This is a genomic window from Cyanobacteria bacterium QS_8_64_29 (assembly GCA_003022125.1).
Taxonomy (GTDB): Bacteria; Cyanobacteriota; Cyanobacteriia; order Cyanobacteriales; family Rubidibacteraceae; genus QS-8-64-29.
In genome coordinates, this window is sequence record PXQH01000018.1 from 1 (window position 1) to 22,043 (window position 22,043).

The window sequence follows — 22,043 nt, forward strand, 5'->3', positions numbered from 1 at the left end:
TTTGAGCAGCGGATGCACGCTTACCAAAGAACATGACTCCCATATTGAAGGGGTTTTGGAGATCGCAATCTAGTGCACAAGCCACGAGAATTGGTATAAGGCGGTCGTTCAAGTTGACCCGGCTGGAATGTCCCAGCATTGCGCGAATTGCTTGAACCGCGTCCCGAAGGCGTTATCGGATAGGTGGCATCATTCCCCCTGTGGTGCGTCGATGCCGCGAGATGTCAACTCAGCGATACTGATCCGCAAAGTGGGGTTGGGCGTCGCCTCACTCAAAAACGCGAAGCCTTCTCGTTCGAGAAGGTGGAGAAGCCAGCAGCGTACCGCTTATACCAATTTGAGTAGCGGATGCACGCTCACCAAAGAACAAGACTCCCATATTGAGGGAGTTTCGGGGATCGCTATCTAGTGCATAAACTACGAGTATTGGTATTAGCGGTCGCTGCCTGGAGTACGTCACCGCCGCACTTTCGTCCGGATCAAATAAATCAGCATGGGACCGCCAATGAGCGGCGTTACCAAGCCTACCGGCAGCTCTTGCTCGGGAAAGGCCACGCGCGTGCTGGCATCGGCCACAAGCAGCAGAATGGCGCCAAACAGGCCCGCGTAGGGCAAAAGCCAGCGGTAATCTACCCCCGCAATCGCGCGCACGATGTGGGGCACCACTAGGCCCACAAATCCAATCTGACCCGCCAGGGCCACGCTGCTACCGGCCAGCAGCATGACGCTCGCAGCTGCTGCCAGTTTAATGCCGGCCGTACGCTGTCCCAACCCTTGGGCCACCTCCTCGCCCAGGCTCAGGGCTGTAATGTGGCGTCCCAATACCAGCGCAACCCCCAGGCCAACGGCCAGATAGGGCAGGGCTTGCTCGACCAGCGCCAAATCTCGCCCGGCAAGCGAACCGGCCATCCAAAACCGGATGGTATCCAGCGTCTGTTGGCTGACAATGAGCAGGCCGCTGGTCACCGAGCCCAAAAAGGCAGCCAGCACGGCCCCAGCTAGGGTGAGGTTGAGAGGTGTCAGCCCGCCGGGGGCCATCGAGCCCAGCAAATAGACGCTAACCGCCGTTAGGCCAGCGCCGGCAAAGGCAAACACGGCGTAGGCCTGCAGCGAACTAATGCCCAAGGCAAAGGTAGCCACTACCACGGCAAACGCCGCGCCGGCGTTGACGCCCAGAATGCCGGGCGAGGCCAGCGGATTGCGCGTAATGCCCTGCATGATGGCCCCCGCGATCGCCAAAGCGCTGCCTACCAAGATGGCGGTTAGCGATCGCGGCAGCCGCACCGTGCGAACGATCAGGTGCTCGGTGGAGCCATCAAACGCGGCAAAGGCGCGATAGATCTCCTCGGGCGGCACTTTGGCTGTGCCCGCCCACAAGCTGAACGCTAAGCAAGCTCCCAATGCCAGCAACCCCGCGCCCAGGCCCCCAAGGCGCAAACCCCTTCCGCGCAGTGACTGGCGCATGGCGGCATTCCCACTGGGTCGATTGGCTGCGCTAAGCGCGTCCTACTGGCTCCCCGAAGATGACGCACCGGATTCGGTCGGAGGGTCGCTTTCTGCAGGAGATGAGTCAGAACCAGCGCTGGACTGGGACGGTGGCTGGGTTGGCTGTGACGGCGACCCGGAACTGTCAGAGGAACTCGCGGCTTCCGGTGACGAGGATTCCTGCGAGGAAGACGATCCCTCTGAGGCGGAAGCGTCTGACTCAGGATTCGAGGAAGGTGAGGTTTGAGTGGATGGCGATCCGCTCGACGCCGGAGTATTGGTATCGGATGAAGATGAACCGGATTGGGAATTTGAGGCAGGTGATGCCGCCTCCGAGCTGGAGCCACTGCTGCTCGATTGAGACGGCTGCGATGGCGGGCTCGCATTCGAGGGCGAAGCTGAGCTGTCGCTGGAAGCAGAAGGGGATTCGGAATTGGAGGAAGACTCCCCTTCAGCTGAAGTGGAATCAGACTCGCTTTGCGCTTGCTGCTGCCGTCTTTGCTGGCGGCGCTGCTGCTCGGCTCGCTGGCGTACTTCTTCGTACTGCTCGCTGTCTTTTTGGACAAAGTTGACGCCAAAGCGGCCGCTACGCCCGTTAGGAGACTGCTGGAATTCGCAAGTCTTAACCCATTCCACGGCCATTTCGTCTAACTTGCTTTGGCCGCTGGATTTAGCAAGCTCAGCCGAAGTCACTTTTCCATCGGGTGAGACTTTAAATTGAATTTCCGGCCGGGCGTAGTCCTCAAATTGCGTTTTGGGTTTGCTGCCGCAGCCGATCAAGTTGCCGCTGGTTGCAGCTTGGCGCCCCTCGCTGCTGCCATCTGAGTTGCCCGTACCGGCTTTGGCCTGTCGGGTGCCGCTTCCTGCGTCACCGCTGCCCGAGTCCGATTGACCGTCGCCAGCGTCAGTCCCTTCATCGCTGGCTTGGCCCGCGTCGCCATCTGAACCATCCGAGCCTGAATCACCCTCGGCATCGCCGGCTTGGCCCGCATTGCCATCCGAGCTATCTGAGCCGGAATCGCCATCAGAATCGCTGGCGCTATCCCCCGATCCATTGCTACTGGCGCTCTCGCCCCCAGAGTCTGAGGCTGTCGAGCTAGCCTCATCGCCATCACTGCTGGCCTGGCTGCCCTGGTTGGCACTGTTGCCCCGGTCGCTCGAGCTGCGACTGCTCGACGAGCTGCGATCGCCCGATCCATTGCCCGAGTCGGTTAAGTCCTCAGCACTCGAGCGCTCGGAACGCGAACTGCTGCTGCTATCGGTGTCCGTCTCGGTCTCGCTTGGGGTGTTGCCGCTGTCCTGGGTGCTCGAGTCGTTGTTTTGCGATCGCGCCTGGAGCTCTTCGCGCTTTTGCGCCAACCAATCCTCGCGCTTATCCTTGGATTCCGATTCGGTCGCCGTTTGGGGGGCAGGCTGGGAATTGGGGGAAGGCTTGGGTTCTGGCGAAGGTGTCGTATCTGCTTCAGGCTTTGGCTGGGGCTGAGCCGGTTGGGGCTCGGGGTTGGGATTGGGTTGCGTTTGAGCTTGGGGCTGAGTTGGATTGGGCTGCGGTTCGGGGCTGGGTGAAGGCTCAGGTTTGGGTTGCTCTTCAATACCAGGCAAATCCGAGAGTTGAAAGCTTTCGCTGCTCTCGGAGCTGGGCGATGGTTGGGGTTGGGCTGGTTTGGGTTGCGGTTCCGGAGTGGGTGAAGGCGCAGCTTTAGGTTGCGTTTGAGGCTGAGCCGGATTGGGCTGCGGTTGGGGGTTGGGATTGGACTGCTGCTGGGGCTGGGTTGGGATGTCTGGTAGTTGCGAGAGCTGGTAGTTCTGTTGAGGCTCTGTTTGAGGCTGGGCCGGGTTGAGCTTCGGCTTGGGTCGCGGCTGGGGTTGTGCTTGAGGTTGCGCCGGGTTGGGCTGCGGTTGAGGTTGGGGATTGGACTGCGGCTGGGACTGGGCTTGAATGTCTGGTAGCTGCGAGAGGGCGAGATTGCGACTGGGCGATGGAGGAACCTGCGGCGCGCTCTCGCTAGGTGCTGCCGTGCTGGATTGGGTGGGGTTGGAAGAAGATGATGGTGCCGATGCGCTGGAACTATCGCTTGCGCTGGATGAGCTAGAGCTGCTACTGGAGGCCGATTCGCTGGCGCTCCCACCGCCAGCACTGCTGCGGCTGGGATCGACCTCGGCTTGCTCGGACTCCGTCTGCGGCTCGGTCTCGGGTTGAGAAGTCTCCTGCTCCGGTTCGTCAGCTGGGCTGACAATGGTCATCTCAATGGGATCGCGCTGGCTTTTCTGCTCCTGATATGGGTTGATATCTAGCAGGAGCAGCAGCGCGTGCAGCCCTGCCGATCCCGCAACGCCGTACAGCAACAGGCGCTTGCGCGTTCGAGCTTCGCGTTCGCGATTCTCAGCGGAGAAGCCGGACAGCGCCATTGGCTTATTGAAAACCGTTTTGAATTGGTAGCTCCCACCTTACGAGGCTCGGCGATCGCCGTCAAGCAATTGCCCTTGGCTGGAGGCCAACCCATCTTGCCCGTTGCGCCGACCGCGGCGGTTGAGATCGATTCCTAGCAAGTTTTGATTTATCATGCATGGCCGACCGAATCAAGCGATAGCGAGTTCCCCCAAGGCTTTATGTCGATCGAACAATTCTTTACTGCTGGCGGCATTGTCGCGTGGCCGCTGCTGGCTTTTTCGGTGCTGTCGGTGGCGCTCATCATCGAGCGCTTAGTTTTTTGGGTGCGCATCAACCGCCGTCAACCGCGTGTTGTCCGCGACATTCTGCGCACCTACCAGCAAGATCCGCAGCTAGCACACCAACGGCTGCGCCAAAACGGCAACTTGCCCATGGCCCGCATCTTTCTGGAAGCAGTAGAGCTAGAGCGCGCCACCCCCGAAGAATTTCGCCTTGCTCTGGAGAGTGCCTCGCAGGCCGAGATTCCCACGCTCAAGCGCTTCAATACGGTCTTTGAGACGATCATTAGCCTCTCGCCACTGTTGGGACTGCTGGGCACAATCCTGGGCTTGATCCGCTCGTTTTCCTCGCTGGAGATCGGCGAGTTGGGTGGCGGCCAGACAGCAGCGGTGACCGGCGGCATCAGCGAAGCCCTGGTCTCGACCGTGATGGGCCTGGTCGTGGCGATCATAACGCTACTATTCGCCAATCTCTTTCGCGGGAACTACCAGCGCCAGCTCGCGCTCATTCAGGAGTACGGCGGTCAGCTGGAGCTGCTCTACCGCCGCCAGTACGAGCAACAGAAGCAGCAGAATCAACCGTCAGCGCAGCCCGACTATGCAACTACCTGAGGAGCCTGACAACCCACTCCAGATCAACATCCTGCCCATGATCGACGTTATTTTCTCGATCTTGGCGTTTTTTATTATCTCCACGCTGTTTCTAACGCGCTCGGAGGGACTGCCCGTCGATCTCCCCAGTGCCCAAACGGCGCAACCGCAGCAAAGTGCCCCCGTCAACGTGACGGTCAAATCCGACGGCACACTTGCCCTCAACCAAGAACCCGTGCAGCTGCAAAACCTAGGACCCCAGGTCCGCCAGCTGGCCCAACCCGGCAAGCGGACGCTGGCGATTGTCAATGCCGATGAGGGCGTCCCGCACGGCCGCGTGGTGCAGGTGCTGGATCGCCTGCGCCAGCTTGAGGGCGTCACGCTGGCGATCACGGCCGAGCGGGCAGAACAAAACCAGTCTCAATAGCGGCCCGAGCCAGTTATCTATCCCAATAAGGAGGCGGTGGGGAATGAGCCCCACCGCCTTACTTAATACAACCGATTGCCGGCGCTAGCGAACGGGCGACGGTTGGGCCGGTTCGCTCAAGGGCGAATCGCCACCGCCTTGGAAGTCTCCATAGGGCGAGGTGGGCGTTGGCTCCTCCACTGGGGGTTCCCCTTCAAGGGGGGATGGCGCCTCCAGCGGCGTTTCTTCCTCCAGCGGCGATTCCTCGTCGTAGGGCGAGACTTCTTCAGGCGCAGGCCGGTCTTGGGCGTCGAAGTCAGCAAACTGGCCCAGATTGAACAGCAAGGGAATGCCGCCCTGGCCGCCATCGCCGCCCATGACTAGGACGTTGGGCATCTGGGCGCCGCCTTGTTCCCAGGCCTCGATCGCCTCGCGCTGCAGTACGAGGCCGCCGCCCTGGACGCGCAAGCTCTCGGCCTGCAGGCGTTGGGCTTCGGCACGTCCCTTGGCGCGGTTGATCTCGGCTTGCGCTTTTTGCGTGGCCTCGCGCGCTACGTAGACCGCTCGTTGCGCTCGCTGTTGAGCGATTTGCTTGTCTTCGACCGCCTGAGCAAACTCTTCGGTGAACGACAGATCGATCACGCTGGTATCGAGCACGATAATGCCGTACTTATCCAGGCGTTCGTTGAGCGCTTCGTCAAAGCCCTGCTTCAACTCAGGACGCTTGGTGATAGCCTCTTCGGCCGTTCGTTTGGCCGCTGCCACTTTGAATGATTCTTGGGTCTGCGGCGCAATAACTTTGGAAACAACGTTTTCCAGCGTTCCTTGCGTCCGCCGGATTTCGACGACATTGACCGGATCCAGGCGGAAGTTAATGGCAAAGCTAGCTTCCAAATCCTGCAGGTCTTTGGTCGCACTCTGCGCCGGGATCTCGTACTTTTGAACGGTGACGTCGTAGACGTCCACTTTGGAGATGAGAGGGGGTTTGAAGTGAATGCCTTCTAGCAGTGCCCCCTCGCGGGCTTTACCAAAGATGCTGATCACGCCCGCTTCGCCGGGATTAATAATGACGAAGGAGTTAAATCCGATCAGCAAGACCAGCGCTGCGACAACCCCGCCGATCAGCGCTTGGACGGTTTGGGTGGACTGATTTTTCAAGTCTCTGGCTCCTTAACGGTAGCGGGTGAGCGAGCGTTCGCAGTGGCTCGTTTGACGAGCGACTCAAGCGGCTTGCCGCCGGTAGCATTGCGCCTTAGGCGGCTGCCCTAGCCTATCAGGTACCCGGCCAAAGCAGCCGTTCCAGGGGCCTATTGGGCGTTGCCGGTGGTCTCAGATGAAGCTTCGCCCTCGGTTTGAGCCGCGCCATCGCGCTGGAGGCAGTTGACGACGCGCAAAGTTGCAGTGGCTGCGTAGTTGCGTTGGGCGGGCCGATCCGGGGCAAACGCATCCCCTTCCTCGCCTCGGGGAGAGACAACGCCGCAGTAGGCCGACATCTGAGCAATCAGCTCGTTGGCCCAGTGGTCGGAGGTATCCGAGAACTGGGTGGGCTCTTGGGTTGCGGCCAGCTCCGTTCCTTGCTGGCGCTGGCTTTGGGCGTATCGCGCTAGTTTGCGCTCGATCGCCATGAGCTCGGCTCGCGTCACCGGGTCCTGGGGACGGAACTCGCCGTTGGGATAGCCCTCGACAATGCCGTTGTCTTTAGCCCACTGGATCTTGGCCGCGCTCCAGCGCGAGGGTTCTACATCCGGGTAGGGCGCACTCGAAACGTTGGCCGGAACGTCAACCGCTGTTTGGGGAATGCCCTTGGCGGCCTCAAGCGCAATGGAGACAATCTGCTCGCGCGTCAAGTTGGCCTCAGGCCGGAACTCGCCGTTGGGGAACCCAGAAATGAAGCCCATATCGACGGCTTGCTGGATCTCGGCCCGATAAATATCGGATTCAATGTCCGGAAAAGCCGGCTTACCTTGGGCTAGGTAAACGTGACCCAGTGTTTTGCCCTGATAGGTGCGCTTGGCAAAGCGCCACCCGTCATTGAGAAAGATCTTGAGAAATCCATCCCCCAATCCGCGCGTGCTGCCAATTTGGAGCGTTGGATTCTGCGAGTCGCGAGGTTCCCCAATCAGTTGCAGCTCGCCGTTTTTCTTCTCGATCCGGATTAGATAGTCTTGTCCCAGATCGATGCCGTTGCGGCGGATGGAGTAGCCGTTGCTGTCGGTGGCGCGCCCGCAAATGCCGCTAAAGTCAAAGTTGAGCAGCAGCGGCTCGACCTTGACAGGGGGATTGCTCGCCGATCCTTGGGTTTCCCAACACTGACGTTCGTTGCTTTTTTGCTCGATGACCAACAAGCTGTAGCGGTCATTGTTGGGGCCGTAGGGCTCGGCAACGGCAATGAAGTTGTTTTGATCGACCTGCTTACTCCCAAACGGCGCGCTCACTGCCCGCGCGCTGCCGGCTAGGGCAAGAGCCGAGCAAGCAGCCGTTGCGAGCGTTGCCAAGCGCCAAGACAGTGAAGCTTTCATCGTTCCATCCTTAAGCTATTACCTGAGCAACCCTAACGCTGGACTCTCCCCAGCGTTAGGAGCGGTTTTCGCCGGTTGAGGCTACCACTCCACTGGGACCAACGCGAATAACAGAACCTCACTGCCACAAAAGCCAGGGGAGCCCCCATACCTTCTATGAAGGGCCGGCTAGCCGCAGAGTTCCTGGGTGGCTAGCGCGTTTCAAAGCCCTGCAAGCCCTCCGGTTGCTGGTACTCAATGCTGACATCGCGCACCTCGGCAGCCGCTGGGCCGTGCTGGCACCAATCCAGCATCTGCCGAACGGCCGCTTCCTCTCCTTCTAGGACCGCTTCAACGCGGCCGTCAGGAAGGTTGCGGGCCCAACCGCTAACGCCCAACTGCCGTGCTTGGCTCAAAGCAGACAGGCGATACCCCACGCCTTGCACTTTGCCCGAAATCAGGGCGCGGGCGCGTGTTAGTTGCGGTTGTGCTGTTGCTGCTGCCATGGTTTGCTATCCCCGCTTGCAATTCCGGTTCTAAAGTGCCGATCGCCGCAAGACCCCCGACTCACACGGCGCTAACACTGGGACAGTCATTTAAGATTGGGTAAAGAGCATGGCAAGCGGCCGGTATTGGCCCCTAGGGTCGAGCCAAAGATCATGAGAGCGGTCATCGCAAGGCTGATCGAGCATTACGGGCTTGAGGTTAGCGGCAGTAGCGCCGAAAGTTGGGTTACCCATTGGCTTGAGACCTATGAGAGCAGCTGGGTGCGCCTGGCCGCGATCGAGGCGCTCTATCAGGGGCGCTACAAAACGGTTTCGATTGACTGGATCCTGAAGTGTTGGGGCCGGCGCGGGCACCCCACTTTTCACTTTGGTCCCGAGTTCGAGCGCTTGATCTGTCGGCGCCTCCCGCGCGATTTGCAGGCGCCCTCACCAGAGCTAGCTGAGGATGTCAAGGCGTTCGTAACGCCTAGCCTGCCATCCGAGTCGGGATCGGCTGAGGCAGCGCAGCCGGCAAGCGCCGATCACGCCCCCGCAGCCGGCCAGCCCGCAACGGCCGGGGCCTCCCATGCCGCGGCAAGCGCGCGCGAGCTGTCCCAATCGCCCACTGGTGGCGATCGCAGCCAGCCGCCCATCCACCAGTTCAGCCCCTCTCCCGATCGCTCCAGGTTCTACGCCAAACTCAAGGCCGTAGCTGCCCGCGGCCAATCTCGCAGTTGAGGCCAACCGCGACGAGCGCTCATGGATCTTGCCCCTTCGGCCTCGCTTTTAGCTTGCTTGCAGCAGCGGCGCCAGCGCCTGGCGCAGCACTTTGAGGGACCGGTCGTGCTGTGGTCCGGGCAAGCGCCTGCTAGCAATTTCCCGGCCAATCGCTTCCCCTTTCGCGCCAGCAGCCACTTTCTCTACTTTGCCGGCTTCCCGCTTGAGGGGGCGGCTGTCCGGCTCTGGGCGGGGCAACTCGAGCTGTATGTGGATGAAGCCCCACCTGAAGAAGCCCTCTGGCACGGTGAGATGCCGGGCCGCGAAGCGCTCGCGCAGGCCATGGGCGCGGCGTCAGCGCATCCGCTCGCCGAGCTGCCCCAGCGCGCCCAGGGGGCTGCCACCGTGGCAGTTCAGGATCCGGTGACCCACCAGCACCAGGCCAGCGCGCTGGCGCGCCCGGTCCCGAGCGCGTCGGCCGCCGAGGGTCCCGACCGGCAGCTGGCCGAGGCGATCGTGGCGCTGCGCCTGAGGCACGATGCCGCGGCGATCGCTGAGCTGCGCGAGGCAGCCGCCGTCGCGGTGGAAGCGCACGAAGCCGGAATGGCAGCAACGCCCAGCGCCACCACCGAAGCCCAAGTGCGCGCTGCCATGGAGGGGGCTATCCTCGGCCGCGACATGCGCTGTCCCTACCGCAGCGTGGTGACTGTCCATGGCCATGTTCTGCACAACAACCGCTACCGCAACCCGCTGCAAGCGGGCGATTTGCTCCTAGCGGATGTCGGTGCCGAAACACCGCGCGGCTGGGCCTCCGACGTTACGCGCACCTGGCCCGTCTCGGGGAGGTTTTCGCCCACCCAGCGCGCGCTCTACGAGCTCGTGCTGCACGCCCGCAATGCCTGCCTCGAGCGCGTTGCTCCCGGCGTCGAGTACCGCGACCTTCACCTGCACGCCGCTACCACCCTGGCGCAGGGCTTAGTCGATCTGGGCATCCTGCGCGGCCGGGCTGAGGATTTGGTCGCACAGGATGCGCACGCGCTGTTTTTCCCGCACGGCGTGGGGCACCTGGTGGGCTTGGACGTCCACGATATGGAAGATTTGGGCGATTTGGCCGGTTATACTGCCGGCCGCCAGCGCAGCGATCGCTTCAGGCTGGGGTTTCTACGCCTGGATCGGCCCTTGCAGGCGGGCATGGCGGTCACCATCGAGCCCGGTTTTTACCAAGTTCCGGCCATCCTCAACGACCCCGAGCGGCGCGAGCGCTACCGCGACGCGGTGAACTGGGAGCGCCTGCAGCAATTTAGCGACGTGCGCGGCATCCGCATTGAAGATGATGTTTTGGTCACCGAGGCCGGCTGCGAGGTGCTAACGGCCGACCTGCCCGCCCAGCCCGATGCCATTGAGGCCCGCCTAGCTGCTGCCCGCTAACGAGCTAGCCCTACCATGCGCCTGATCCAGCACAAAAAAGAAGCCTACTGGTTCTACCGCTTCGTTTCGCTTGCCTACGATCGCTACATCAATCCGTTTTTTTGGAACGAGCCCATGCGGGCGCAGGCGCAGGCGCTGGCGCGCCTGGATCGCCCGGATCTGCAAGTGGTGGATGTTGGGGCCGGCAGTGGGTTCGCCACTGAGGGCATCGTCCAGCAAGTCGCGCCCCAGTCGGTAACCATGCTGGATCAAAGCCCGCACCAGCTCGCCAACGCAGCGAAAAAGCCCGCCCTCGCCGACTGTCCCAAGCACGAAGGCGACGCCGAAGATCTGCCCTTTGCCACCGATCGCTTCGATCGCTACGTCTCCACCGGCAGCATCGAGTACTGGCCTGAGCCGCAGCGCGCGATCGCCGAGGCCTACCGCGTGCTCAAACCCGGCGGCATCGCCCTGCTGGTGGGCCCCCTGCAGCGCCAAAACCCGATCGCGCGCTGGCTGGCCGATACGTGGATGCTGTTTCCCTCGCGCGAGGAGTACTACCGCTGGTACGAGCGCGCCGGCTTCCGCGACATCCAGCTCACCTACGTCGCGCCCGAGTGGTACGACGAGGGCAGCAACCCCTTTGCCATTGCCATTGCCGGGGTCAAACCCCAAGCCGGCGAATCTCCCCTCGAACTCGGGCCCAAGGCAGAGCAGCCGGACGAGCCCATGACGCCGCAGCGCTGGGCGGCATTTGTCTACCGCTTTGTGGTGGGCTCGCTGGCTGGGGCCGCCTTTGTCCCCATTGCCATCGTGCGGACGGCACTGGCCAAGCTGCGGGGCAACGCCCGGCGCTCCTAACCCGCGCGGCTATAGCGTCCCATTAGCTCGGCCTGGGCCAGGATGTGCCCTTCCATGGCGCGCTCGAGGCGATCGCGGCTAATGCCTGCCCCCAGATCGAGCATTCCATCGAGCGCGTAGAGGCGGAAAAAGTAGCGGTGGGTCCCGCCAGGCGGGCAGGGGCCGCCGTAGCCCACCTTGCCGAAGTTGTTTTCGCCCTGCAAGGCGCCACTCTCGAGCCGCTCGCGGTTGGGCACATTCTCGGGCAGCTGCTGCACCTCGGCCGGGAGATTGTAGATGAGCCAGTGAACGAAGGTCATGCCCGGGGCATCCGGGTCATCGCAGATGAGGGCCAAGCTTTGGGTGCCTTCGGGGACTCCCTGCCAGCTCAGCGGCAGCGAGATATCCTCGCCATCGCAGCTGTATTTGATGGGGATGGTTCCTTCGGGGCCAAACGCGCTGCTCTCTAGTTTCATGGTTCGGCTGCTGCTTGCGGCAGATGGCGATCGCGAGCCAGCGCGGTTGCCAGTTGTGTTGCAGGCCGCCAGCGTTGGGCCAGCTAGCAGCAGGCTAGCACCGCACTGCAGGACCCTTCGTCTGTCCCAAGTGCCAGACATGACTTGAGGCCGTTCGCTGCTGCAGGGTCATTCTTGTCCATCCTAGGCAACCGTAAAATCCGCCCAGGCCAACGCTTGCAGCCTTGGGGCTGCGCGGCTAGCCCTGCACCTGCATGAGCGCCTCAAAGCTCTGCTGCCGGTAGGCATCGTTCCAAAAGTGCCACTCCATTACGGTGGAGTCGCGAAAGGCCTGGTGCATGCGCGCTTGCTGCGATGCGCTCGCCTCGCCTGCAACCCGATCGCAAATGGCGATGGCGTGATCGACGGTGGCCGAGAACTCCGGGTCGCTGTAGGTGTCGATCCAGGCCTGGTAGGGATTGCGGGCGACCGTTTGCCGGGCGATGGTGTTGCCCACCTCGCGATAGATCCAAAAGCAGGGCAGGATGGCCGCGATCGCGACCGGTACGGGCATGACGGCGCCCGCGGCGAGCAGAAAGTGCGTGTAGGCAAAGCAGGCCGGGTTCTTCTCAGTGGCGGGCTCGACCCCGAACTGCTCGAAGTAGTGGGCGTGAAGCTCGCGCTCGGCCGCGATCGCCCCCTGGGCGAACTCGATAAAGGCCAGGGTGTCCTGCTCCCCCTCTATGCGCGCGCCAATGTTGGCCAGCGCCCGCGAAAAATCGATCAAATAGAGCGAATCCTGCTGCATGTAGTGCACGAAGCGCGCCTGATCGAGGGTGCCGGCTGCCAGGGCGGTATTGAACGGATGGTGGATGATGCGCTGGTAGATGGGCTCGCACCGCGCCCAAGCCTGGGCGGTAAACGTCATGGTGCCTCCTTGGGGTCGTCCCACCAGTGGTAGAAGTGATGGACCGGGCCGCGCCCGCCGCCGAGCGATCGGGCAGCACCGGCGCGGATGGCGCCGTTCATGTAGGTTTTGGCTTGCCGGACAGCGCCCTCCAGCGATTGGCCCCGTGCCAGCCCAGCCGTCACGGCAGCCGAGAGCGTGCAACCGCTGCCGTGGGTATTGGCGGTCTGGATGCGCTCGCCCGAGAGCCAAACGGGCTCGCCCAAGCCAACTACCAAGCAATCGGCGGACTCCGACCCGCTCGAGCGCCCCGCTTTGAGCAGCACCGCTTGGGGGCCCCACCGCAGCAGCTCGCGAGCGCCCTTGGCAACTGACTCGGGCGAGTCGAGGGCGCGCCCGAGCAGGAGCTCGGCCTCCAGGCAATTGGGGGTAACCAGCGTTGCGCGCGGCAGCAGCTGCGCGGCCAGCGCCTCAATAGCGGCATCCGTTAGGAAGCGCTCGCCACTTTTGGCCACCATAACCGGGTCGACCACAGCAGGCGCGGTGCAGTCCTGCAGCGCCGCCGCAACGGCACCAATGGCCTCAGGCGAGGCCAGCAAGCCCGTTTTGAGCGCATGGACTTCAATGTCGGCAAACAGGCTCTGGAGCTGTCCGCCGATAAAATCTGCCGGCAGCTCGCGCACGTTCTGGACGCCCTGGGTGTTTTGAGCCGTCAGGCTGGTCAGGGCGGCCATGCCGTAGCACTGTAGGGCCGAGAAGGTTTTGAGATCGGCTTGGATGCCGGCGCCGCCGGAAGGGTCAGAGCCAGCGATGGTCAGGGCCGTTCGGTAAGCAGCGCTCATGGCGGCGCGGGCTGCGTTGGCAGGCTAGTCGGACAGAACCCTGCTGGGGGTGGGGGACATCTCGCTCGCCAGGCGGCTGGGCGCGCGCTCGAGCAGCGACAGCGCAATCAGGCCAGCGATGCTGGTGACCGCTAAGGCCAGCCAGCCATTGTGCGCCAGGGGCGGGCCCCGATCCAAAGCCCAGCCGCCCACCAGCGGCCCCAGGGCATAGCCCACCGACCAGCACTGGGCGCTGAGCGCCGCGTAGACCCCGCGCAGCGAGCGGGGGGCGAGCTCGGCCACGATCGCGCCGGCAAAGGGTTGGTAGGCCACCGAGGCCAGCGCAATTGTCCCCAACGCAACCGGCGCGATCGCCAGCGGTGGGGCAGGACTCACCCCCGTCATCCACACCAACAGCAGCCCAACCCCCCAAAGCAGCATGGCCACCAGCAGGGCGCTAGCGCGCGTCAGCCGTCCCAGCCAGCGGGCGACCGGTAGCTGCAGCAGCGCCCCAAAGGCGATTTGCCAGCTCAGCAAGCTGGTGATGCTGCCAATGGCACTGCCGTCGCGATCGCCGAGCACAAAATTGGCGAAATAAAGCGGCAGCGCGTTGTTGGCCAGGGCGAAATAGGTGGTAAAGAGCAGGTTGGCCCCCAAAAACATCCCCAGCCACTTATCCCGCAGCGCCGTGCCCCAGCCGCTCAGGGCACTGGGGGCGGCTTCGGCAGCGGGCCGCGTCTCGGCGCTCAGGGCTTGCATGACCCCCAAAAACGCCAGCATCACCAAGCTGTCGATGGCAAATAGCAGCTGCCCGCGCTCCAACCAAGCTAGCAACCCGCTGCCCATCGCGACGCCCAGGGCCAGGCCCAGGCTCTCGGCCACGCCCAGCAGGGCAAAGCCTTCGTTGCGCTGCTGCGGAGCGGTCAGATCGGTCAAAGCGGCGTTGGAGACCGGCCAGTACATGCTGGCCCCCAACCCCAGCAAGACGGTAGCGCCCCAAAACAGGGGGAACTCGTCCGCGATCGCCAGCAGCAGCAGCGCGACAATGACCAGGCTCACTGCCAACAGCAGCGTTTTTTTGCGGCCCCAGCGCGGCGACTCGGCCAGCGAGCCGCTGGCGAATTTGCCCGCAGCCCCTGCCAGCGAGGCGCTGCTGAGGCCCACCCCAACTGCCGTCGCCGAAAACCCCACCTGATTGACAAAAACAATGGGCAAATAGAACTGGAACAGCCCGTAGCCGGCCAAAAACAGGCAGCGACCCAGCGACTGGATCCAAACTTGCCGCTCGAACTGGCGCGCGTACGCAAGCAGCTGCTCCATTAGGGCCCGCTAGTCGGCCGCTTCGCCCGGCTGGACCTTGCCGTAGGGCGCTGGGGTCTAGCAGCATCCAGTTCCGCCAGCCGGCAGATGCCAAAATAGCAGGACAGTGCCGCATCCGGCCGGCCAACGGGTAGCTGTCATGACCGCGAACGTCCCCATCTCGCAGATCCGCAACTTTTCCATCATTGCCCACATCGACCACGGCAAATCCACCATTGCGGACCAGCTGCTGCGGCTGACCGAAACGGTGAGCGAGCGCGAGATGAAGCAGCAGTTCCTAGACAGCATGGAGCTGGAGCGGGAGCGCGGCATCACCATCAAAATGCAGGCGGCCCGGATGAACTACCGGGCTCAGGACGGCCACTCCTACGTGCTCAACCTAATTGACACCCCCGGCCACGTGGATTTTTCCTACGAGGTCTCGCGATCGCTGGTGGCCTGCGAGGGCGCCTTGCTGGTGGTCGATGCCTCCCAGGGCGTGGAAGCCCAGACCCTGGCCAACATTTATCTGGCCATCGAGCACGACCTGGAAATCGTGCCGGTGATCAACAAAACCGATCTGCCCGGGGCCGACCCCGATGGTGTGGTAGCCGAGATTGAGGAGGCCGTGGGGCTCGACTGCAGCGCTGCCATCTTTGCCTCAGCCAAGTACGGTACCGGCATGAACGAGATTTTAGAGGCCATCGTCCAGCTCATTCCGCCGCCGCAAGCAACGGCCGAGCGGCCGCTGCGCGCGCTCATCTTCGACAGCTACTACGACCTCTACCGCGGCGTTATCGTTTACTTCCGCGTCGTCGACGGCCGGGTGCGCGATGGTGATCGCATCCGCCTAATGGCCTCGGGCAAAGAGCACGCCATCAGCGAGCTGGGCATCCTCTCGCCCACCCCCATTGCTATTGAGGAGCTCCATGCCGGCGAGGTGGGCTATTTGGCTGCTTCCATCAAATCCATTGAGGACGCCCGCGTGGGCGATACCATCACCCTGGCCCACAAGCCTGCCGAATCGCCGCTGCCGGGCTATCAAGAAGCCAAGCCCATGGTGTTTTGCGGCCTGTTTCCCACCAACACTGACGACTACGAAGACCTGCGCGATGCCCTCGATAAGCTCAAGCTTAACGACTCGGCCCTAACGTTCGAGCCCGAGACCTCTAAAGCCATGGGCTTTGGCTTCCGCTGCGGGTTTTTGGGCCTGCTGCACCTGGAGATCGTGCAGGAGCGGCTCGAGCGCGAGTACGACTTGGCGCTGGTGACGACTGCCCCCTCGACGATCTACCGCGTCACCCAGCCCGACGGGACGACCATCGAGATCGACAATCCCAGCCAGCTGCCGCCGCCGGAGCACCGCAAGCAAATCGAGGAGCCCTACATCCGCGTCGAGATTCTGACACCGGAAGACTACGTCGGCCCGCTCATGGAGCTCTGCCAGAGCCGGCGGGGCGAGTTCAAAGACATGAGCTATCTAGCGGCTGGGCGAACGACGCTAACCTACGATCTGCCCCTAGCCGAGGTGGTGACGGATTTTTTCGATCGCGTCAAATCCCACTCGCGCGGCTACGCCAGCATGGAGTACCAGTTTATCGGCTACCGCGAGAACCCACTGGTGCGCCTCGATGTCTGGGTCAACGGCGAGCTAATGGACTCGCTCTCCACCATCGCCCACCGCGATCAGGCTTACGGCATCGGCCGCTCGCTGGCCGAAAAGCTCAAAGAGCTCATCCCGCGCCAGCAGTTCAAAATCCCCATCCAGGCAGCGCTGGGATCGCGCACCATCGCCAGCGAGCACATCCCGCCGCTGCGCAAAGACGTCCTGTCCAAGTGCTACGGCGGCGATGTCTCGCGCAAGAAAAAGCTGCTGCAAAAGCAGGCCAAAGGCAAAAAGCGCATGAAAGCCATCGGCACGGTGGATGTGCCCCAGGAAGCCTTCATGTCCGTCCTGCAGCTGGATCGAGAAAACAACGAAAAATAACAAATCCCTATCGACACGGCCGCGTGCGGGCGCTAGGTTAAAGCCAGCGTTAGCGAGGAGCAGCAGCGCGCATGCGGGTTCTGGTTACTGGGGGAGCGGGCTTTATCGGCTCCCACCTGGTCGATCGGCTGCTGGCCGACGGGCACGAGGTATTGTGCCTGGACAACTTCTATACCGGGCGCAAGCGCAACGTGCTGCAGTGGTGGGATGAGCCCCACTTCGAGCTGCTGCGCCACGACATTACCGAGCCCATCCGGCTGGAGGTGGATCGCATCTACCACCTGGCCTGCCCGGCCTCGCCCATCCACTACCAGTTCAACCCCGTCAAGACGATCAAGACCAACGTCATGGGGACGCTTTACATGCTGGGGCTGGCCAAGCGCATCAACGCCCGCTTTTTGCTGGCCTCGACCTCGGAAGTCTACGGCGATCCCGAGGTGCACCCCCAGCCCGAGAGCTACCGCGGCAACGTTAACTGCACCGGCGTTCGCGCTTGCTACGACGAAGGCAAGCGCGTCGCCGAGACCCTGGCGTTCGACTACCACCGCGACAATGGCGTCGACATCCGCGTGGCGCGCATCTTCAACACCTACGGCCCGCGCATGCTGCTCGATGACGGTCGCGTGGTCACCAACTTGGCCGCCCAAGCCCTGCGCGGTCAGCCGCTAACCCTCTACGGGGAAGGCTCCCAGACCCGCAGCTTCTGCTACGTCTCGGATATGGTTGAAGGGCTGGTGCGGCTGATGGACAGCGACTGCATCGGCCCCGTCAACCTGGGCAACCCGCACGAGTACACCATCGCCGAGCTGGCCCAAACCATCCGCCGCCTGAGCGGCTCGGCTGCCGACATTACCTACAAGCCGCTGCCGGAAGACGACCCCCGGCAGCGCCAACCCGACATTTCGCTGGCCCGGCAGCGTCTGGGCTGGGAGCCCACCGTCTCGCTGGAAGCCGGCCTGCCGCCGCTGATCGAAGATTTGCGCCAACGCCTAGCGAGCGAGTGCAGCCAGGCCGTACCATCCTAGGCGATGATCTTCCGGGCATGCGCTCGGGGGAGCTGCCGTCGCTAACCCAACTCTTGCCCACCGAAAGGATCGTTGCAGAAGGAGCTGCCATGCGCGTTTGTGTCATTGGAACCGGCTATGTGGGATTGGTAACCGGCGTGTGCCTGGCTTGGACGGGGCACGAGGTCATCTGCGTCGACAACAACGAAGAAAAAGTCAGCCTGATGCAATCCGGGCAGACCCCCATCTACGAACCGGGCCTGTCCGAGATGATGGGCGAGACCATGGCAGCCGGCCGCTTGGCCTTTACCACGGATTTGGGGGTTGGGGTCGATCGCAGCGAGATCCTGTTTGTAGCAGTGGGCACGCCTGCTGCCCCCAGCGGCGAGACCGATACGCGCTACGTGGAAGCCGTCGCCCGCGGCATCGGCCAGCACCTCGACGATCGCTACCGCATCATCGTCAACAAATCCACTGTGCCCATCGGCTCCGGCGATTGGGTGCGCATGATCGTGCTGGATGGCGTAGCGGAGCGGCAAAAAACGGCGGTTACCGCAGGCGGCGAGCCGGTCGAGGCCCCTGAGGAGAGCGTGGTCAACTTTGATGTGGTCAGCAACCCCGAGTTCCTGCGCGAGGGCTCGGCGGTGGCGGATACGCTCAACCCGGACCGGATCGTGCTGGGCAGCGATAGCTCCAAAGCCCTGGCAATCATGCAGGAGCTCTACGCGCCCATCTTGCAGCGCCAGGTGGGCGAGGGCAGCGAGCGCGGCGAAGTGCCGCTGCTGGTGACCGACCTCAACTCGGCCGAGATGATCAAGTACGCGGCTAACGCGTTCCTGGCCACCAAGATCAGCTTTATCAACGAAATTGCCAACATCTGTGATCGCGTCGGCGCCGATGTTACCCAGGTCGCCCAGGGCATGGGGTTGGATTCGCGCATCAGCCACAAGTTTTTGCAAGCGGGCATCGGTTGGGGCGGCTCGTGCTTCCCCAAGGATGTCGCCGCGCTCATCAGCACCGCCGACGACTACAACTACGACGCCCAGCTACTCAAATCGGCCGTTGGCACCAATCAGTACCAGCGCCTGATCGTGGTCGAGAAGTTGCAGCACGAGCTCAAAATCCTCAAAGGCAAAACCATCGGACTGCTGGGGTTGACCTTTAAGCCCAACACCGATGACCTGCGCGACGCGCCGGCCCTGCGCGTTATTGAGGAGCTGGATCGCCTCGGGGCCAAAGTCAAAGCCTACGACCCCATCGCCTCGCAGACTGGCATGCCCCACGGCCTGTCCAAGATCATCGTCGAGACCGATCCCGAGCGCCTGGCTGATCGCTGCGATGCCCTGGTGCTGATTACGGATTGGCCGCAATTCCGCAACCTGGACTACACCCGCATGGCGGCTTGCATGACCCACTGCACGATAATTGACGGGCGCAATTTCCTCGAGCGGGAGCAGCTGGAGGCAGCTGGATTCCGCTACGTGGGCGTGGGGCGCTAGCGAGCGCCGGCTACGCTTCCCGCACGCGGTAATGCAGGAAGATCTCTTCACCGACAGGCCGAGCGCTCAGCAGGCTCAGCCGCGGGGCTTGCGCTAGCGGGAACCCCTCGCCCTCAACTGGGGTTGGGGCCGATCGCCCGCCCAGCACCACCGGGCAGACAGTCAGCCAGATATCGTCGATGGCCCCGACGGCCAGCAGCGACGCCACGAGCTCGCCACCACCGATCGCGGCCAGCCGCGCCACCCCTGCTTGGGCCAGCTCGGCAAGGGCGCTCGGCCAGTCAATGGCCCCATCGGCCCGCTCGGCGGTGAAGGTGCGCTCGAAGCACTCCGGCCGCTGCTGCCACGCGGCAGCCCCCGCGCGGGTGCTCAGCAGCCAGCGCGGGACCGGTTGGCGGAAAAAGGGCAGCTGCGGATCCAAGCGTGCCGAGCGCGTGCCAACGATCTGGGGCGGCTGGCGCCCTTGGTGCAGCTTGGCCTGCGGCACCAGCACGGTGGTGCCGTGGGCGCGCAGCGTGGCCGCGCCAAACAGGACGGCATCCGCCTCGGCAATGCGGTCTTCTAGGTGCGCGCGGTCGGCCTCTGAGCCGAACTCAGGCGGCCCGCGATCGCCGCTGGCGATTTTGCCATCGGCGGTCATGGCCAGTACGGCCGTGGTCTGCGGTCGTGCCATCACTCTTGGGCTAGCTGCTGGTAAGCTGCTTGCGCGGCGGCTTGCTCGGCTGCCTTTTTGGAGTGCCCGCTGCCGCGCCCCAGGTAGCGCCCATCCAGCCATACCTCAGCAACAAAGCGCTCGCTGGCTTGCCGGTCGCCCGAGCGCACGCAGTAGGTGGGGCGGGTCTGGTAGTGGGCTTGCGTCCAGGCTTGCAGCGCATCCTTGTAGTTTTGCCGGGCAGGGTCGGCGCGGATGCGGGCGGCCTCCGCCTGCATGATGGGATCGAGCCAAGGCCGCACCAGCCGCATGTCGCGCGTGCTGAGATAGAGCGCTCCCAGCACGGCTTCAAACGAATCGGCCAGCGGCGATCGCTTGCCCATCCCGCTGCCGAGTTCGCTACCGCCCAGGTAGAGGTAGCGCTCCCACCCCAGGCGCTGGGCAATGTCGGCCAGGACGCGATCGCTGACCATGACCGAGCGCAGGGCGGCAAACTCGCCCACCGGGCAGTCCGGGTAGCGCTCCCACAGCAGCTCCGAGGTGGCCAGGCGTACTACGGCATCCCCCACGAACTCGAGCTGCTGGTAGTTGGCCTCACTGCAGGCACTGGGATGGGTCAGGGCCAAATCCAGCAGCTGCCAATCGATGGCATCTTGCTCGGCCAGGCCCAAGTGCTGCACCAGTCGGGCCAGTTCCTTGCGGCGCCGGGCATCGGTTGCGACCATCAGCTGGGCGAGCGCGCCTTAAAGCGGGAAGGGAGAGCCGGCCGTAAGCCGGGTTCTGTTCTCGAAGGCCCTGCCTTCGAGGGGGGTTATCTATCTAGGGCGCCTGTCGCCAGACGCCTCGAGCGGCGTGTTGCGGAACCGCTGCAAGACCCGCTCCGGTTCCGCTGCCTTGCTCCCGACCGGGGTTTACCGAGCCAGCACCTCTCGGTACTGCTGGTGCGCTCTTACCGCACCTTTGCACCCTTACCTGCGCTCGGGTGCGAGCGCATGGGCGGTCTGTTTCTGTGGCACTTGCCTTGCGGTTGCCCGCACCGGGCGTTACCCGGCGGTCTGGTCTTGGGGAGCCCGGACTTTCCTCGGATCCGCTGCCTGCACGGATCCGCAACCCCCGCACCGACTCTCCCCTTCTGTCAGCCAGTATACCCGCGCGCGCCCCCGCTCGGCACCCCAACTCAAAAGGTCTGGCGCTGGAACCAACCGCGCCGCCAGAAGAACCAAACCAACCCCAGCGCGATCGCGGCCATCACACCCAAAGTCCCAAAGTAGCCCCAGCGCCACTCCAGCTCGGGCATGTACTTAAAGTTCATGCCATAGACCCCGGCAACAAACGTCAGCGGAATGAAAATCGTCGAGATGGCGGTGAGCAACTTCATGACCTCGTTCATGCGGTTATTGACTGCCGATAAGTACACCTCCGTCAGGCTGGAGGTCAGCTCGCGGTAGTTCTCCACCACATCGAGCAGCTGCATGGTGTGGTCGTAGCAGTCCCGCAGATAGACCTCCACCTCGGCGCTGACGAACTCGTTGCCGCCGCGCATGAGCGTGTCGATCAGGTTGCGCTGGGGCCAAATCAGGCGGCGCAGGGCCAGCAGCTCCCGGCGTACCGCGTAAATCTCTTCCAGGGTTTGCCCGCTGGGGTTGCGCACGACCGCATCTTCGAGCGCATCGATACGCTCGCCGTAATCCTCCAGCACCGGGAAAGACGCATCTACGACTGCATCCAGCAGCAGGTAAGCCAGGTAGTCGGCGCCCGAGCGGCGCACTTGGCCGCGATTGCGGCGCAGCCGCTCGCGCATGGGGTCAAAGCGATTATGGGCGGGGTCTTGCTGGAAGGTCAGCAGGTACTGGGATCCCAACACCAGGCTCACCTGGGTGGTGCGAAAGCCGGCCTCATCGGCCTGGGGCAGCACCATCTGGGTCACCAGCAGCAACTGCCGTTCTTGTTCTTCGACTTTGGGCCGCTGCGGCACGTTAACCACATCCTCCAGCAGCAGCGGGTGAAGCTCGAAGGCATCGCCCACTTGCCGCAGGGCCGTTTCGTTGCCCAGGCCTTGAACGTCCAGCCACAGCACCGAGTCCTGGTCTTTGTCGAGATAGTACAGGCACTTGTGCGGCGGCAGGTTGACGCGCCGGGTGGCCCGCAGCCGATTGTAGTTGATTAGCACCAGCTGGGTGGGGGTGGCATCGGCTTCAATGCTGAGGGTGCCCGGCTCGCTACCGGGCTCGTCGTAAAAGTACTCGAAGTACTCGCTGTCCCACTCAGAGGGGGTGGCTTGGGCGTTAGTCTCGGGGGGGAGTGCCATAAGCTCGCGTTG

20 protein-coding genes, 1 other RNA gene and 1 pseudogene are annotated in these 22,043 nt (G+C 63.3%); 9 read left to right on the forward strand and 13 right to left on the reverse strand.

Going from position 1 to position 22,043, the window contains the following annotated elements; genetic code table 11:
* The first annotated feature begins 97 nt into the window (after nucleotides 1-97).
* Nucleotides 98-265 (forward strand): annotated as a pseudogene (locus BRC58_03555) (transposase).
* A 191-nt stretch (nucleotides 266-456) separates the two neighbouring features.
* Here BRC58_03555 and BRC58_03560 read toward each other — a convergent pair.
* Nucleotides 457-1,464 carry an iron ABC transporter permease gene (locus BRC58_03560; GenBank protein ID PSP18389.1) on the reverse strand — a complete coding sequence of 336 codons (1,008 nt, stop codon included), beginning with the start codon at nucleotides 1,462-1,464 and terminating at the stop codon, nucleotides 457-459.
* A 42-nt stretch (nucleotides 1,465-1,506) separates the two neighbouring features.
* A complete protein-coding gene (locus BRC58_03565; protein PSP18390.1) occupies nucleotides 1,507-3,894 on the reverse strand; it encodes a hypothetical protein in 2,388 nt (795 codons plus the stop codon).
* A gap of 201 nt (nucleotides 3,895-4,095) precedes the next feature.
* Here BRC58_03565 and BRC58_03570 point away from each other — a divergent pair, with 201 nt between their 5' ends.
* Both BRC58_03570 and BRC58_03575 read left to right on the forward strand, forming a co-directional pair.
* Nucleotides 4,096-4,767, forward strand: coding sequence for a biopolymer transporter ExbB (locus BRC58_03570; protein ID PSP18391.1), 672 nt, complete (start codon nucleotides 4,096-4,098; stop codon nucleotides 4,765-4,767).
* A complete protein-coding gene (locus BRC58_03575) occupies nucleotides 4,754-5,173 on the forward strand; it encodes a biopolymer transporter ExbD (GenBank protein PSP18392.1) in 420 nt (139 codons plus the stop codon). The genes BRC58_03570 and BRC58_03575 overlap by 14 nt, the downstream gene beginning before the upstream one ends.
* An 84-nt stretch (nucleotides 5,174-5,257) precedes the next feature.
* Here BRC58_03575 and BRC58_03580 read toward each other — a convergent pair whose 3' ends face one another.
* From BRC58_03580 to BRC58_03590, 3 genes are all read right to left on the reverse strand, one after another.
* A complete protein-coding gene (locus BRC58_03580) occupies nucleotides 5,258-6,310 on the reverse strand; it encodes a primosomal protein (GenBank protein PSP18393.1) in 1,053 nt (350 codons plus the stop codon).
* Nucleotides 6,311-6,459: 149 nt separating this feature from the next.
* The gene (locus tag BRC58_03585; GenBank protein PSP18394.1) at nucleotides 6,460-7,671 is read right to left on the reverse strand and encodes an S-layer protein; all 1,212 of its coding nucleotides are present in this window, start codon (nucleotides 7,669-7,671) and stop codon (nucleotides 6,460-6,462) included.
* Between the two features lie 191 nt (nucleotides 7,672-7,862).
* The gene (locus BRC58_03590; GenBank protein ID PSP18395.1) at nucleotides 7,863-8,156 is read right to left on the reverse strand and encodes an acylphosphatase; all 294 of its coding nucleotides are present in this window, start codon (nucleotides 8,154-8,156) and stop codon (nucleotides 7,863-7,865) included.
* A gap of 153 nt (nucleotides 8,157-8,309) precedes the next feature.
* Here BRC58_03590 and BRC58_03595 point away from each other — a divergent pair, with 153 nt between their 5' ends.
* The 3 genes from BRC58_03595 to BRC58_03605 are packed head-to-tail and all read left to right on the forward strand — an operon-like array spanning nucleotide 8,310 to nucleotide 11,120.
* Complete coding sequence (locus BRC58_03595) at nucleotides 8,310-8,873, forward strand: hypothetical protein (GenBank protein ID PSP18396.1); 564 nt, start codon at nucleotides 8,310-8,312, stop codon at nucleotides 8,871-8,873.
* Between the two features lie 21 nt (nucleotides 8,874-8,894).
* Nucleotides 8,895-10,280, forward strand: coding sequence for a Xaa-Pro aminopeptidase (locus BRC58_03600; GenBank protein PSP18397.1), 1,386 nt, complete (start codon nucleotides 8,895-8,897; stop codon nucleotides 10,278-10,280).
* Between the two features lie 15 nt (nucleotides 10,281-10,295).
* Nucleotides 10,296-11,120, forward strand: a complete 825-nt coding sequence (locus tag BRC58_03605) for an SAM-dependent methyltransferase (GenBank protein PSP18398.1) — start codon at nucleotides 10,296-10,298, stop codon at nucleotides 11,118-11,120.
* On the opposite strand, the gene BRC58_03610 is transcribed toward BRC58_03605, so the two are convergent.
* The 4 genes from BRC58_03610 to BRC58_03625 all read right to left on the reverse strand — a co-directional run bounded on the left by BRC58_03610 (nucleotide 11,117) and on the right by BRC58_03625 (nucleotide 14,602).
* On the reverse strand, nucleotides 11,117-11,575 hold the full coding sequence (locus BRC58_03610) for a YbhB/YbcL family Raf kinase inhibitor-like protein (protein ID PSP18399.1): 459 nt from the start codon (nucleotides 11,573-11,575) through the stop codon (nucleotides 11,117-11,119). The genes BRC58_03605 and BRC58_03610 overlap by 4 nt on opposite strands.
* Nucleotides 11,576-11,813: 238 nt before the next feature.
* Nucleotides 11,814-12,482 (reverse strand): thiaminase II, encoded by a 669-nt coding sequence (locus BRC58_03615; GenBank protein PSP18400.1) that lies wholly within the window; start codon nucleotides 12,480-12,482, stop codon nucleotides 11,814-11,816.
* Nucleotides 12,479-13,303: a bifunctional hydroxymethylpyrimidine kinase/phosphomethylpyrimidine kinase gene (gene thiD / locus BRC58_03620; GenBank protein PSP18401.1), complete on the reverse strand. Its 825-nt coding sequence runs from the start codon at nucleotides 13,301-13,303 to the stop codon at nucleotides 12,479-12,481. The genes BRC58_03615 and thiD overlap by 4 nt, the downstream gene beginning before the upstream one ends.
* A 24-nt stretch (nucleotides 13,304-13,327) precedes the next feature.
* Nucleotides 13,328-14,602: an MFS transporter gene (locus tag BRC58_03625; protein ID PSP18402.1), complete on the reverse strand. Its 1,275-nt coding sequence runs from the start codon at nucleotides 14,600-14,602 to the stop codon at nucleotides 13,328-13,330.
* A gap of 139 nt (nucleotides 14,603-14,741) precedes the next feature.
* On the opposite strand from BRC58_03625, the gene BRC58_03630 reads away from it, so the two are divergent.
* The 3 genes from BRC58_03630 (at nucleotide 14,742) to BRC58_03640 (ending at nucleotide 19,071) form a co-directional block, all read left to right on the forward strand.
* A complete protein-coding gene (locus BRC58_03630; protein PSP18403.1) occupies nucleotides 14,742-16,568 on the forward strand; it encodes an elongation factor 4 in 1,827 nt (608 codons plus the stop codon).
* A 71-nt stretch (nucleotides 16,569-16,639) separates the two neighbouring features.
* Complete coding sequence (locus BRC58_03635; GenBank protein ID PSP18404.1) at nucleotides 16,640-17,593, forward strand: NAD-dependent dehydratase; 954 nt, start codon at nucleotides 16,640-16,642, stop codon at nucleotides 17,591-17,593.
* Between the two features lie 89 nt (nucleotides 17,594-17,682).
* On the forward strand, nucleotides 17,683-19,071 hold the full coding sequence (locus tag BRC58_03640) for a UDP-glucose 6-dehydrogenase (GenBank protein ID PSP18415.1): 1,389 nt from the start codon (nucleotides 17,683-17,685) through the stop codon (nucleotides 19,069-19,071).
* A 10-nt stretch (nucleotides 19,072-19,081) separates the two neighbouring features.
* On the opposite strand, the gene BRC58_03645 is transcribed toward BRC58_03640, so the two are convergent.
* The 4 genes from BRC58_03645 to corA form a co-directional block, all read right to left on the reverse strand.
* Nucleotides 19,082-19,744, reverse strand: coding sequence for a riboflavin deaminase (locus tag BRC58_03645; protein PSP18405.1), 663 nt, complete (start codon nucleotides 19,742-19,744; stop codon nucleotides 19,082-19,084).
* Nucleotides 19,744-20,448: a ribonuclease III gene (gene rnc, locus BRC58_03650; GenBank protein PSP18406.1), complete on the reverse strand. Its 705-nt coding sequence runs from the start codon at nucleotides 20,446-20,448 to the stop codon at nucleotides 19,744-19,746. The genes BRC58_03645 and rnc overlap by 1 nt, the downstream gene beginning before the upstream one ends.
* A gap of 28 nt (nucleotides 20,449-20,476) precedes the next feature.
* Nucleotides 20,477-20,850, reverse strand: an RNA gene (gene rnpB / locus BRC58_03655) — RNase P RNA component class A.
* Nucleotides 20,851-20,900: 50 nt separating this feature from the next.
* A complete protein-coding gene (gene corA / locus BRC58_03660; protein PSP18407.1) occupies nucleotides 20,901-22,031 on the reverse strand; it encodes a magnesium and cobalt transport protein CorA in 1,131 nt (376 codons plus the stop codon).
* Nucleotides 22,032-22,043: the final 12 nt, after the last annotated feature.